Source organism: Kineosporia sp. NBRC 101731 (assembly GCF_030269305.1).
In the GTDB taxonomy this organism is placed as follows: Bacteria; Actinomycetota; Actinomycetes; order Actinomycetales; family Kineosporiaceae; genus Kineosporia.
Window position 1 is genome coordinate 412,019 of sequence record NZ_BSTC01000005.1, and the last position, 12,726, is coordinate 424,744.

General features: G+C 70.0%; 11 protein-coding genes. 8 read left to right on the plus strand and 3 right to left on the minus strand.

The annotated features are described in order from the left end of the window. Window positions 1–31 precede the first annotated feature (31 nt). On the plus strand, window positions 32–820 hold the full coding sequence (whiG, locus tag QSK05_RS17345; protein ID WP_331282992.1) for an RNA polymerase sigma factor WhiG: 789 nt from the start codon (window positions 32–34) through the stop codon (window positions 818–820). Window positions 821–1,097: 277 nt separating this feature from the next. Then, window positions 1,098–1,532 (plus strand): M23 family metallopeptidase, encoded by a 435-nt coding sequence (locus QSK05_RS36380; RefSeq protein ID WP_352301673.1) that lies wholly within the window; start codon window positions 1,098–1,100, stop codon window positions 1,530–1,532. Here the strand turns inward: QSK05_RS36380 and QSK05_RS17350 are convergent. The 3 genes from QSK05_RS17350 to QSK05_RS17360 form a co-directional block, all read right to left on the minus strand. Further along, window positions 1,444–2,511 (minus strand): acyltransferase family protein, encoded by a 1,068-nt coding sequence (locus tag QSK05_RS17350; protein ID WP_285598269.1) that lies wholly within the window; start codon window positions 2,509–2,511, stop codon window positions 1,444–1,446. The genes QSK05_RS36380 and QSK05_RS17350 overlap by 89 nt on opposite strands. A gap of 709 nt (window positions 2,512–3,220) precedes the next feature. After that, entirely contained in the window at window positions 3,221–3,847 is a 627-nt protein-coding gene (locus QSK05_RS17355) for a hypothetical protein (protein ID WP_285598270.1), read from the minus strand. Window positions 3,848–3,968: 121 nt separating this feature from the next. Then, complete coding sequence (locus QSK05_RS17360; RefSeq protein WP_285598271.1) at window positions 3,969–5,159, minus strand: aminotransferase class I/II-fold pyridoxal phosphate-dependent enzyme; 1,191 nt, start codon at window positions 5,157–5,159, stop codon at window positions 3,969–3,971. 217 nt (window positions 5,160–5,376) lie between these two features. Between QSK05_RS17360 and QSK05_RS17365 the strand changes: the two genes are divergently transcribed. The 6 genes from QSK05_RS17365 (at window position 5,377) to QSK05_RS17390 (ending at window position 12,724) form a co-directional block, all read left to right on the plus strand. Next, window positions 5,377–5,847: a DUF6314 family protein gene (locus QSK05_RS17365; RefSeq protein ID WP_285598272.1), complete on the plus strand. Its 471-nt coding sequence runs from the start codon at window positions 5,377–5,379 to the stop codon at window positions 5,845–5,847. A 370-nt stretch (window positions 5,848–6,217) separates the two neighbouring features. Continuing rightward, the gene (rpsB, locus tag QSK05_RS17370) at window positions 6,218–7,162 is read left to right on the plus strand and encodes a 30S ribosomal protein S2 (protein ID WP_285598273.1); all 945 of its coding nucleotides are present in this window, start codon (window positions 6,218–6,220) and stop codon (window positions 7,160–7,162) included. Between the two features lie 90 nt (window positions 7,163–7,252). Beyond that, the gene (gene tsf, locus QSK05_RS17375) at window positions 7,253–8,080 is read left to right on the plus strand and encodes a translation elongation factor Ts (RefSeq protein ID WP_285598274.1); all 828 of its coding nucleotides are present in this window, start codon (window positions 7,253–7,255) and stop codon (window positions 8,078–8,080) included. Between the two features lie 186 nt (window positions 8,081–8,266). Then, window positions 8,267–9,001: a UMP kinase gene (gene pyrH / locus QSK05_RS17380; protein ID WP_285598275.1), complete on the plus strand. Its 735-nt coding sequence runs from the start codon at window positions 8,267–8,269 to the stop codon at window positions 8,999–9,001. 94 nt (window positions 9,002–9,095) lie between these two features. After that, on the plus strand, window positions 9,096–9,653 hold the full coding sequence (gene frr, locus QSK05_RS17385; RefSeq protein WP_285598276.1) for a ribosome recycling factor: 558 nt from the start codon (window positions 9,096–9,098) through the stop codon (window positions 9,651–9,653). Window positions 9,654–9,655: 2 nt separating this feature from the next. After that, entirely contained in the window at window positions 9,656–12,724 is a 3,069-nt protein-coding gene (locus QSK05_RS17390; RefSeq protein ID WP_285598277.1) for a phosphatidate cytidylyltransferase, read from the plus strand. Window positions 12,725–12,726: the final 2 nt, after the last annotated feature.

A 12,726-nucleotide genomic window follows, 5' to 3' on the forward strand; every position in this document is an offset into this window, starting at 1 on the left:
GGTGACTGCCGACAGCGACGCTCTCGTCGACGTGACCGCGGAGGACGCCGTCGCGGCCAACGAAGCCGCTTTGCGGGCGCGCTGGGAGAAGTTCAAGCTCACCGGCGACCAGACGACCCGCGAACGCCTGATTCTGCATTACTCGCCGCTGGTGAAGTACGTGGCCGGCCGGGTCGGCGTAGGTCTGCCGCCGAACATCGAGCAGGCCGATCTGGTCTCCTACGGCATCTTCGGTCTGATCGACGCCATCGAGAAGTTCGACATCGACCGCGCGATCAAGTTCGAGACCTACGCGATCTCCCGTATTCGGGGCGCGATCATCGACGAGCTGCGGGCCATCGACTGGATCCCGCGATCGGTGCGTTACAAGGCCCGCGAGGTGGAGCGCGCCTATGCCTCCCTCGAGGGCGAGCTGCACCGTTCACCCACCGAGCCTGAGGTGGCCGAGCGTCTGGGAATGACGCTCGAAGAGCTGCACGCCGTCTTCTCCCAGGTCTCCTACGTCAACGTGGTGGCGCTCGACGAGCTCCTGACGGTCGGCGGCGAGAAGGGCGACAAGCTCTCGCTGGTCGACACGCTCGAGGACACCAAGGCCGAGGATCCGGTCCAGGCGTTCGAGAGCGAGGAGACCAAGTTCATGCTCTCCCGCGCGATCAACCAGTTGCCGGAGCGGGAGAAGATCGTGGTGACCCTCTATTACTACGAGGGCCTCACCCTCGCCGAGATCGGCCGGGTGCTGGGGGTCACCGAGTCCCGGATCTGTCAGATGCACACCAAGGCCGTGATGCAGTTGCGCGGGAAGCTCTCCGAAGCGAGCTGAGCACTCTCCGGCCGGGTACTTTCCACAGGTCGGCACGACGGGCGGGTTGTCCACAACCCGCCCGTTCGTCGTTCCCGGTCTGCTTCCGGCCCGGCACCCTGAAGTGGTGACGACGACACTGATCGTGATTCTCGCTGCTGTACTCGGCTTCTCGCCGGTGGTCCCGTCCCGGGTAGTTGATCCGGTGTCCCATGGGCAGTGGCCACTGCAGCCGCGGCCCGCGATCGTGCGGGGGTTCGCGGTGGGGCCGCACCCGTGGTCCCCCGGCCATCGAGGAGTGGATCTCGCGGGATCGGCGCAGCAGGTGGTGACCGCACCGCTCGGGGGCACGGTCAGTTTCGCCGGCGTGGTGGCCGCAACTCCCGTGGTCAGTATCGATCACGGCGATGGCCTGGTCAGCAGCTTCGAACCGGTGCGCGCCCGGGTGCATCGCGGGCAAGTGGTCGGTCCGGGGGCCGTGCTGGGTGAACTGCTCGACGCCGGCCCGGGAAGTCACTGTCTACCGGGAGTCTGCCTGCACTGGGGGGTACGACGAGACGGCACCTACGTGGATCCGCTGGGACTGCTGGGAATCTCCCGGGGCCCGGCGGTACTGCTCCCGCTGAACCCGGCGGCCGCCGTTCTCAGGCCGCGTGCCGCGCCTGTACCCGGGTCCAGAACGGCACCAGATCGGCCGGCTCCCGCAGCATCTCGGTCAGTGGCTTCTCAATGATCCGGTATGCGATGAGCGACGAGACGAGCACGGCCACCAGCGAGAAAATCAGGGCCGCACCATGAATCAGCGAACTCTCGGGAAGCCGCACGAGCACCACCCGGCCGAGTGCGGTCAGGACGAGTACGTGCCACAGGTACATCGAGTACGAGGCGTCGCCCACGGTCTGCAGCCATTGCGGGGCGACCAGGTCCGAGCGGCGTTCGAGTCCGACGATCCCGTAGACGGCGACGGCGATCGGCAGACCGACGAGGGCGCGGTACCAGGGGCCCGGAAAGTCGCCGAGGGCCAGGGCGGCCACGGTGCCGCCCACACCGGCCAGGGTGAAGAGCCACGGCAGGACGAACGTCCCCCGCACGATCAGCCAGCCGATCACCGCGCCGAACAGGAACTCGAGCACGATGGGCGCGGCGGTGGTGGCCAGCCAGGGGTTCGACGATCCCTCGAAAAGATAGGCGAGCCCTACGGTCGCGACGCCCCAGACGGTCAGCGCGGGCAGGCGTGCCGCCAGCGGCAGGAACAGCACCAACGCGAAGATCAGGTAGAAGTACAGCTCGAAAGTCAGCGTCCAGCCGACCATCAGCAGGGGCAGGCCGGGCTGGGGCAGCAGCAGCAGCGATTCCAGGATGCGCGGCGGGTCTTCCATCGAGGAGTTCACCATGTCCGGCTTCACCAGGAAGAGCGCCAGGATCGGCAAGGTGGCGATCCAGTAGGCCGGGTAGATCCGGATCGCGCGTCGCAGCAGGAACCGTCGCGCGGTCGCGTCGCCCGCCACCAGGCGTTTCGTGGTCACGACCATGATCAGGCCACTGATCACGAAGAACAGGTCGACCCCGGCCTGGCCCGGGTCGTGCATGAACCCGGTCCAGTACCAGTCGCCGGCGAGCCACTTGCGCTCGATGCCGGACGAGTCGCTGATATGCGCGATCACAACGGCCAGCGCGGCGATGCCGCGCAGGGCCTGGACGTTGCGAAGCATCGAACCGCCTGTCGTCGATCGACCCCCGTCGGTCGCTGGTCGCAGCGTCGACGGTAACTGGTGTTACGTCTGATGCGCTCGGTATTGGGTTAAAAACTAGAGATCGAGAATTTTGCCCCTCCTGTAATTAACTGCCCACAAAGGAGAGGGTTCGCGCGGCTGAAGACAAGAGGCAAGGGTGGGACGGGGCCGATGACCAGGCAGAAGCCGGTGGGTCCGGGGGCCTATGGATGAACCGATGTCAGCGTGACGGCGGGACTCCATGAGAGTGGTCGTGTTCGGTCGATGGAAGTGGACCCGCCGGTCCTGACCAGGGCAGTTCTGCTCTTGCGCGGTTCCGGCCCACTTCCTTCAAGGGCGAATTCCGGCGAACTCGTGGTGAATCGTGGCGCAACCGATGTGGCGGTGTGAGCCCGGGACGGCGTGGGTGAAGCCGGGATGGCTGTGAGGGAGCGGCGACGTGTCCGACCGTGGCTTGGCGCTTGGCGCTTGGCGCTTGGCGCTTGGCGCTTGGCGCTTGGCGCTTGGCGCTTGGCGCTTGGCGCTTGGCGCTTGGCGCTTGGCGCTTGGCGCTTGGCGCTTGGCCCGGCCAGATACCGGTGTCGGGCGCCAAGGGCCGGTGTCGGGTGTCAGGTGTCGTGGGGAACCCCGTGCCGGCACGGGCGGAAACCGCTCCGGTGCTGGATGGGGGCGCCGGAAGGGTCGTCTGTTATTCCTGGCACACGCGGATATCGCCGCTGTGTCCGGCGGGCACAGTGGGCCGGCGGTGGACCCAGGCCCGGAACCTGTCGTCCGGGCCGGAGGTGATGAAGTCGCCGGACCGGTCCCGGCTGGGCCAGGCCACCTGGTACCAGCCGCCACCACTGCCGCCACCACTGCCGCCACCACTGCCGCCACCACTGCCGTCGCGACCGAGTCCGGACTCGGTCCGGCACCACGTCCAGAGCGTCGTACCGAAGCTCGCGGCACCGACCTGGTGACCTCCGGCGGCGCGTCGGCTACGGACCTCCAGGCCCGCCGACGAATCCTCCACGACGGTGACGGGCCACGGTCCGGTCCGGGCGGGAGGGCTGTCGGCGTAGTGCTCAGCCAGGATGCGGACAGCCTCCGCATCCTTCAGGTCTTCGATGCCCTCCTGCCACTGGATCAGCCGGGACGAGGGGTCACCGGTGGTGGCCGGAGCTTCCTCCGGCTCGAGGCGAGCGGCCGTCACGAACAGACCGACCAGGCCCATGACCAGTCCGACGGCGAGCACGATGGCCAGAACCCGTGGGCGACGTCGACCCGGTGCGGGGTCCCGGTCCGCGACGTCCTGCCGATCGACGGTTCTGGGCATGGTCCGTCCTTCGCCGGGAGACCGGGCACGGTAGGTGGAAACCGCGTGCGACCCATCCTGGCCGGGTCGGGCAGCGGGCGCCGGGGAAAGCGCCGACCGGGGGGCAGTGCGCGCCAGAACCTCAGGTGCGCATCCCGGCCAGCCGCCCGGCTGCCTCCGCGATCACCTCGGGCCGCTTGCAACAGGCGAAACGCACCAACGAACTGGGGACCGACGGGTCTTCCGAGAAGGCCTGCACCGGCACACCCACCACCCCGGCCAGACGCGGCAGGTCGTCGCACAGCGCGGCACCGTCGGTGTAACCCAGCGGCGCGGCGTCGGCGATGACGAAGTAGGTTCCGTCGCTGGGCCGGACCCCAAACCCGGCAGCGGCCAGCCCTTCGGTGAGCAGGGTGCTGCGCCGGCCCAGATCTTCACCGATGGAACGGATCTCGTCATCGGGTAGAGCCAGTCCCAGGGCCACGGCGGGCTGGAAGGGGCCCCCGTTCACATAGGTCAGGAACTGCTTCACGGCGGTGATCGCATCCACGATGTCCCGCTGGGCGTGCAGCCACCCGATCTTCCAGCCGGTCACCGAGAAGGTCTTGCCCGCCGAGGAGATCGTGACGGTCCGCTCCGCCATGCCGGGCCGGGTCGCTATCGGCGTGTGCCGGTGAGGAGCGAAGGTCAGGTGCTCGTACACCTCGTCCGCCACGACGATCAGGTCGCGCTCGCGGGCGACGGTGGCGACGAGGTCCAACTCGGCCCGGTCCAGCACCCGGCCGGTCGGGTTGTGCGGAGTGTTGAGCAGGATCAGCCGGGTCCGGCCGGAGACCGCCGCATTCAGGGCCTCGGCGGTGAGGCGGTACTCGGGCCACTCCAGCCGCACGGTGCGTCGCACGGCGCCGGCCATCTCGATCGCGGCCGAGTAGGAGTCGTAGATCGGCTCCAGCACGACCACCTCGTCACCGGGCTCGGTCAGCGCGATGATGCTGGCGGTCAGGGCCTCGGTGGCGCCGGCCGTCACCAGGATCTCGGTGTCCGGATCGGGTTCCATCCCGTACCAGTGGCTCTGGTGCCGGGCGATCGCCTGCCGCAGGGGAAGAACGCCCCGCCCGGGCGGGTACTGGTTGGCGCCGGACCGGATCGCGTCGACGGCCGACTCCAGCACCACAGCCGGCCCGTCCGTGTCCGGGAAACCCTGCCCCAGGTTGATCGCGCCGGTGCGTGAGGCCAGCTCACTCATCCGGGCGAAGATCGTCGGCGTGGGCACGCCGTTGCGATCGAGCAGCCCCGCCGCCTTCGCGACCCTCCGCCACGTACCGTCCACCATGCGCCGAACCCTAAGCCAGCGCCTGCCTCAGCCCTTCGTGATCATGCACAGTGTCCCCGGGATCCAGAACTCTTGTCGCGACAGTTCTAGAACTCCGGGGACACTTTGCATGATCACGAAGGGTTTGGGTGGCGGCTTGCCGCCGGCGGAAGGGCTGGAAGGGCTGGAAGGGTTGGGGGGAGCGGCGCGTTGGGGCGTGGCGGGTGCGTGATGACCGGTGGACGTCGTGCCCGGGTTCTCGGTGGAGGTGGCTGTGGACGTTGCTGAGCAGGTGTTCGGGCGGCTGCCCGGGCGCTGGACGCTGAGCCGGGTGATGCATCCGGACAAGGGCACGGCCTCGGGCTCGGCGACCTTCACCCCGGCGGGCCCCGGGCGGCTGCACTACCGGGAGGACGTCGAGGTGAGGCTTCCGGGCGGGTACGTGGGGGAGGCTTACCGCGAGTACGAGTACGTGCTGGAGCAGACCCTGATCCGGGTGCTGCTCGCCGACGGTACGACCATGCACCTGCTGGCTTTCGCGCAGGAGGAGGGTGGGGATGTCTGGACCGCTGCCGACATCCACGACTGCCGCGCCGACCAGTACCGCGGCACCTACCGCATGGGCCCGGGCGATCACCTGACGGTGGACATGAAGGTCGACGGCCCGGCCAAGGACTACCGGATCGTCACCGAGTACGGGCGGGCCTGAGCGCCGGGGACCGGCCCGGGAACCCACGAAAGGTGACCTGGAGCGTCCGTCGTGACGGACGTCCACCATCGACGGCATCGGCCCGGAATGTCCGCGTGCCCCCGGTGGTTATCCGACCGTCGTCCTCCCGCACCTCAGAGTGCGGGTAGACTTCCCACGCGACCGGCGCGCGCCGGTCGACTTCGCGTGTCCGCGTTCAGTCCGTCGCAAGACGGTGGGGCGCCTCACTCGGTCCTGATTCTGACGGCTGCACTCCAGTCGGCGGAAGGGTCTGGGGCGTCACGGGCACCAGGAGCGACACCGCCGGTGTCGTTAAACAACCGAGAGAAACTGCGCCCACCCATCGGTGGTGCGCGCCAAGGAGATTGACATGGCCGTCGTTACGATGCGCCAGCTGCTGGGCAGCGGTGTGCACTTCGGGCACCAGACCCGTCGCTGGAATCCGAAGATGAAGCGCTTCATCCTCACGGAGCGCAATGGCATCTACATCATCGACCTGCAGCAGTCGCTGTCGTTCATCGACAACGCCTACGACTTCGTCAAGGAGACCGTCGCCCACGGCGGCAGCATCCTTTTCGTCGGCACCAAGAAGCAGGCCCAGGAGCCCATCGCCGAGCAGGCGACGCGCGTCGGGATGCCCTACGTCAACCAGCGCTGGCTGGGCGGCATGCTCACGAACTTCCAGACGGTGCACAAGCGTCTGCAGCGCCTCAAGGAGCTCGAGGTCATCGACTTCGAGGACGTGGCGAAGAGCGGCATGACGAAGAAGGAACTCCTCGTCCTGCGCCGCGAGAAGGACAAGCTGGAGCGCACCCTCGGCGGTATCCGCGACATGGCCCGCGTCCCGAGCGCGGTCTGGATCGTGGACACCAAGAAGGAGCACCTGGCCGTCGACGAGGCCCGCAAGCTCGGCATCCCGATCGTCGCCATCCTGGACACGAACTGTGACCCGGACGAGGTCGACTACAAGATCCCGGGCAACGACGACGCGATCCGCTCCGTCACGCTGCTGACCCGCGTGGTCGCCGACGCCGTGGCCGACGGTCTCCTGAGCCGTCACGGTGGTGGCCAGAACACCGCGGCCGAGACCACGACCGCTGCCGCCGAGCCGCTGCCGGAGTGGGAGCGCGAGCTGCTCGCCGGCCAGGCCGACGCGCCGGTCGTCGAGGGTGCTGCCGCTGAGGGCACCGCCGCCGAGAGCGCCGCCCCCGAGGCCCCCGCCGCGGAGGCCACCCCGGCCGCCGCCGAGGCCCCCGCGGAGAGCGCTGCTGCCGAGACGACCGAGGCCACCCCGGCCGAGGCCGCCTCCAACTGAGTCGGTTCGTAGGCGCGCCGGGAGACCGGCGCGCCCGATCCGGCACTTATTCCACCTGACGACCTCCTTACGACAACAGGAGTCAGTGCAATGGCGAACTACACCGCCGCCGACGTCAAGAAGCTGCGTGAGCAGACCGGCGCCGGAATGCTGGACTGCAAGAACGCTCTCGTGGAGAGCGACGGCTCGTACGAGAAGGCCGTCGAGTACCTCCGCGTCAAGGGTCAGAAGGGCGTGGCCAAGCGGGAGTCCCGCACCGCGTCCCAGGGCGCCGTGGCCGCTTTCACCGAAGCCGGCGTGGGCGTCATCGTCGAGCTCGACTGCGAGACGGACTTCGTCTCCAAGGGCGAGAAGTTCCAGGTTCTCCTGCAGCAGGTGCTCGACCAGGCCGTGGCCGTCAAGGCCACCGACGTGGACAGCCTGCTGAAGAGCGAGCTCTCCGACGGTCGCACCGTGCAGGCCCTGCTCGACGACGGCAACGCGTCCATCGGCGAGAAGATCGAGCTGCGCGGCGTGGGCCGGATCGAGGCCCCGGCCGTCGCGGCGTACCTGCACCGCACGATGCCCGACCTCCCGCCGCAGGTTGGCGTGCTGTTCGGCGCGAGCGGTGAGAGCGATGTCGTCCGCGACGTCGCCCTGCACATCGCCGCCCTGCCGCCGCTGTACCTCTCGCGCGACGATGTCCCGGCCGACGTGGTGGAGAACGAGCGCCGCATCGCCGAGGCCACGGCCCGCGAGGAGGGCAAGCCCGAGGGCGCCCTGCCGAAGATCGTGGAGGGTCGCGTGAGCGGCTACTTCAAGGAGAACGTGCTCGTCGAGCAGAAGTTCGCCAAGGATCAGGGCACGACCGTCAAGAAGGTTCTGGACGCCGCGGGCATCACGCCCGTCGGCTTCATCCGGTTCCGGGTGGGCGTCTGAGCAGTACCGGCTGCTGATCCACAGAGCCGGTAGCAACACCCGGTCGCTCCCCGAGAGCGACCGGTGACAAGCCGGTGAGAGGCGCCACATGCCTCTCACCGGCTTTTTCTCTGTCTGCCGCTCCATGCGGCAGACTGCCCCCCGACGCCCGTACTGCGGGCGCGACGAACCAGGAGGTACGGCTGGATGTCTGAGTCCCCGATCGAGGGCCCGCGTTTCCGGCGGGTGCTGCTGAAGCTCTCCGGCGAGGTCTTCGGCAACGGTCAGCTCGGTGTCGACCCTGACGTCGTCGCAGCGCTGGCCGAACAGATCGCCGGGGTGGCCCGGGAGGGCATCCAGATCGCCATCGTGATCGGCGGTGGCAACTTCCTGCGTGGCGCCGAGCTCTCGCAGCGCGGCATGGACCGCGGCCGCGCCGACTACATGGGCATGCTCGGCACGGTGCTGAACTGCTTGGCACTGCAAGACTTCCTGGAGAAGGCCGGGATCGACACGCGGGTGCAGACGGCGATCACGATGGGCCAGGTCGCGGAGCCGTACATCCCGCGCAAGGCTATCCGTCACCTGGAGAAGAACCGGGTGGTGATCTTCGGCGCCGGGCTCGGTGCGCCGTACTTCTCCACCGACACCGCTGCCGCGCAGCGGGCGCTCGAGATCAAGGCGCACGCGGTGCTGATGAGCAAGAACGGTGTGGACGGCGTGTACACCGCCGACCCCCGCAAGGACCCGACGGCCAGCAAGCTCGACGAGGTCACTTACTCCGCCGCGCTGACCCAGCAGCTGAAGGTCGTCGACGCGACCGCCTTCAGTCTCTGCATGGACAACAAGCTGCCCATGATCGTGTTCGGCATGGAGGGCGAAGGGAACATAGCGGCCGCCGTGCGGGGTGAGAGAATCGGAACGCTCGTCACCGCCGGCTGAGCCGGCCGGGGTCGGAGCTGATTTCCCTTAGCACGGTTGGCGGCAGTGGTGCCGCCCACAACGGTTCGTCCCAGACAGCGATGAAGGAGCGACAGTGATCGACGAGACCCTCCTCGAGGCCGAGGAGAAGATGGACAAGGCGGTCGAGGTCGCCAAGGAAGACTTCGGCGCCATTCGCACCGGCCGGGCCACCCCCGGCATGTTCAGCAAGATCGTCGTCGAGTACTACGGCGCCCCGACGCCGCTGCAGCAGCTGGCGTCCTTCACCGTTCCCGAGGCTCGCACGATCCTCATCCAGCCCTACGACAAGGGTTCGCTGGGTGGCATCGAGAGGGCGCTGCGCGACTCGAACCTCGGCGTCAACCCGAGCAACGACGGCAGCATCATCCGGGTGGTGCTCCCGGTGCTGACCGAGGAGCGCCGCAAGGAGTACATCAAGATGGCCCGCACCAAGGCGGAAGACTCCCGGGTCTCCGTGCGTAACGTGCGGCGCAAGGCCAAGGAAACGCTCGACCGTGCGGTCAAGGACGGCGAGATCGGCGAGGACGAGGGTGCCCGCGCCGAGAAGGAGCTGGAGCAGTCGACCAAGTCCCACGTGGACTCGATCGATGAACTGCTCCGGCACAAGGAGACCGAGCTCCTCGAGGTATGAGCATGGCCGGAGATTCTGGTCCGTCCGATTCCTCGTCCCGCCGGGGACGCCGGGCCGCGCGCGGTCCGGCGTCCGGGGACTCCTGGCCCGACGGCGCCGGGGAGGAGGACGCCTGGCCGGCGGACGAGCCGGGTGAGGAGCAGAACAGCTCCGGTGGTCTGGGGGGCCGTCGCCTGGGCGGCGCCCCCGGCGGGGGGCTGGGTGGCGCGCGTCTCGGGCGCGGTGGTCGCGGTCGCCCGGGTGGCGAACCGCCGGCGGACGAGGCCGGGCCCGGCCGTACCTTCGGCCGGGACCGAGGGCACGGCATCCGTTCCAACGGGCCGTCCACATCATCGTTCGACCAGTTCCTGGATCGTTCCGCCGGCGGTCAGCCTGCCCAGGGCGGTCAGCCGGGTCAGCCGAGGCCGGGCAGCCGGCCTGCGCCGCTGCGCGGCACCTCGCACCCGGGGTTGCCGCAGCGGGCCACCCAGTCCGGCAGCATCCCGGTGAGCCCGTACCGCGACGCGCCCGCCGACGGCGCCCCTTCGGGAGGTTTCGAGACCCGGCTCCCGACGGACGAGGCGCGTCGCGACGGACGTCGCGGGCCCACCTCGAGCGGTCGGTCGGGTCGTGCAGCCGGTGCCGGCACCCCGGCCCAGGGCTTTGATCTCCTCGGGCAGCCGGATGACGACTCGGGGCCTTTCCCGGTCCCTACGCGTTCCACAAACCCCCCTGGCCCCTCACGTCCCGGCAGCAGCACGGGCTCCGGCCCGGTCGTTCGAGGCCGTCGTGACGAGGAGCCCGGTGACGAGCGCACGGCCACGGGTGGCCGTGGCCTGTTCGGTCGCGGTCGCCGTGCTCCCGAGCCCGACCCGTTCCCCGCCGGCCCGGCCGGTGGTCTGCTCGGCCGCACCCCGGACGAGCCGTTCGACGAGCCCAGCGGCAAGAGCCGTCGGGGCGCACCCGGCCGTGGTCGTCGTGACCCCGAACCCTCCACCGGAGGTGGGCTCTTCGGGCGAGGTGGGCCGGACACCGGCCCGTCCGGCCGGGGCCGTCGGGGTCCCGGGCCGTCCGGTCCGCCCACCGGTGGTGGCTTGCTCGGCGGGGGTGGTGCGCCGGATCCGTCCGATCTCGACGACTCCACCCACACCGGCCCGCAGGGTCGCGGCCGCTCGCGGGGCAACCCGTTCCTTGACACACCCGCCGATGAAAAGGGCCGCGGCGCATCCGGCCGGGGCCGTCCCGCCCCGGCCGGCCCGCCTGCCGACGGTGGCCTGCTCGGCGGGGGAAACAGCCCCTTCCCCGGAGCACCCGGAGCACCCGGATCGGCCGATGAGGGCCGTCGCGGGATGTTCGGCCGGGGCCGTCGGGGTCCGGAGCCGGCGGGTCCGCCCACGGGCGGTGGCCTGCTCGGCGGAGCTGGTGACCCGTTCCCCGGTGCCGCCGACGAGAACCGCCGCGGCCGCAGGGGTCCCGAGCCCTCGGGCCCGCCCACCGGTGGCGGTCTGCTCGGACCGGCCGATGAGAGCCGTCGCGGGATGTTCGGCCGGGGCCGTCGGGGCCCCGAGCCGTCCGGTCCGCCCACCGGTGGTGGCCTGCTCGGCGGGAACGACAGTCCCTTCCCGGAAGCGCCCGGTCCGGCGACGGGCGGTCAGGCCCGGATGACGGACGCGGGGGGCAGCGGTCCCGGGCGACGCCCGGGTGCGGGTGATCGTCCGGGTGGGGACGCGTTCCCCGACCCGTCCGCACCGGCCGAGGAGGGCCGGCGCCCAGGACGCAGCCGCCGCACCGCCGACCCGTCCGGTCCGCCCACGGGCTCCCGTGGTCTGCTCGGCCGCGGCCGGGCCGAGGTGGAGCCCGACCCGTTCCCCGCCCCCCTGGCCTCGAACGCCGTCGGTGAGAGCCGTCGGCGGGACTCCGATCCGTCCGGCCCGGCGACCGGTGGCCGGGGTCTGTTCGGCCCCGTTCCCGACGACGACCGGGACGATGACCCCTTCACCCCGGCCGAGGGCAGCCGCGGGCTGCTCGACGCGGCCGACGAAGGCCGCCGACCGGGGCGCTCGCGCCGCCGTGAGCCCGACCCGTTCCCGATGGCGGGCCCGGCCCAGGACGAGCTCACCCATCCCGTCCGACCGCGACGAGGAGACCGACCCGAACGAGGCGACCGCTCGATGGACCGATCGATCGAGAACGACCCGACCGGCCACGAGGCCGCCCGGGCAGCCTTGCGGAACATGGATCATCCGCCCCTGCCGGATGCGACGATCGTGGCTGTGGCGGCGAAGGACCACGGCCGGGCGGGCCGCAACCTGCCCGCGGCCATCGGTGTCGGTGTCGCCCTCGGCGTCCTGGCCCTGACGTCGCTGTTCGTGCGTCCCGAGGCGTTCGTCGCGCTGGCCTCGTTCGTCGTCGTGCTCTCGGTCTGGGAGCTCTCCGGCGCCCTGGCGGCCAAGCAGATCGTCGTGCCGGTCATCCCGGTCGCGGTCGGGGCGCTCGGCATGCTGGTCTCGGCGTACGTCGCCGGGCCGGAGGGGTTGCTGGTCAGCTACATGCTCACGGCCTTCGGCATCCTGCTCTGGCGGATCGTCGAGGGCCTCGACGGCGCGATGCGCGACGTCACCGCGGGCCTGTTCGTGGCGGCGTACGTACCGTTGCTGACCGGGTTCGCGATCCTCATGCTCGCGGCCGATCAGGGACCCCAGCGGGTGGTGACGTTCATCCTGGTCACCATCGCCAGCGACATCGGTGGATACATCGCGGGGGTGCTGTTCGGCAAGCACCCGATGGCGCCCAGGATCAGCCCGAAGAAGTCCTGGGAGGGCTTCGCCGGGTCGATGGTGGCCTGCTTGATCGCCGGTACGGCCTGCGTGGTGTTCCTGCTCAACGGCTCGCCCTGGGTGGGTGCGGTGATCGGCATCGCCGCCGTGTTCACCGCGACCGGTGGCGACCTGTCCGAGTCCTTGCTCAAGCGTGACCTGGGCATCAAGGACATGGGCAACCTGCTGCCCGGCCACGGCGGAATCATGGACCGGATGGACTCGTTGCTCCCCTCGGCGCCCGTCGTCTACCTGCTGCTGTTCTTCCTGCTCTAGAC

Excerpts from the sequence above, each read along its gene's own strand:
- QSK05_RS17390 (WP_285598277.1), top strand. The coding sequence starts at position 9,656 with ATGGCCGGAGATTCTGGTCCGTCCGATTCCTCGTCCCGCCGGGGACGC.
- QSK05_RS17355 (WP_285598270.1), bottom strand. The coding sequence starts at position 3,847 with ATGCCCAGAACCGTCGATCGGCAGGACGTCGCGGACCGGGACCCCGCA.
- tsf (WP_285598274.1), top strand. The coding sequence starts at position 7,253 with ATGGCGAACTACACCGCCGCCGACGTCAAGAAGCTGCGTGAGCAGACC.
- QSK05_RS17360 (WP_285598271.1), bottom strand. The coding sequence starts at position 5,159 with ATGGTGGACGGTACGTGGCGGAGGGTCGCGAAGGCGGCGGGGCTGCTC.
- QSK05_RS17350 (WP_285598269.1), bottom strand. The coding sequence starts at position 2,511 with ATGCTTCGCAACGTCCAGGCCCTGCGCGGCATCGCCGCGCTGGCCGTT.
- rpsB (WP_285598273.1), top strand. The coding sequence starts at position 6,218 with ATGGCCGTCGTTACGATGCGCCAGCTGCTGGGCAGCGGTGTGCACTTC.
- pyrH (WP_285598275.1), top strand. The coding sequence starts at position 8,267 with ATGTCTGAGTCCCCGATCGAGGGCCCGCGTTTCCGGCGGGTGCTGCTG.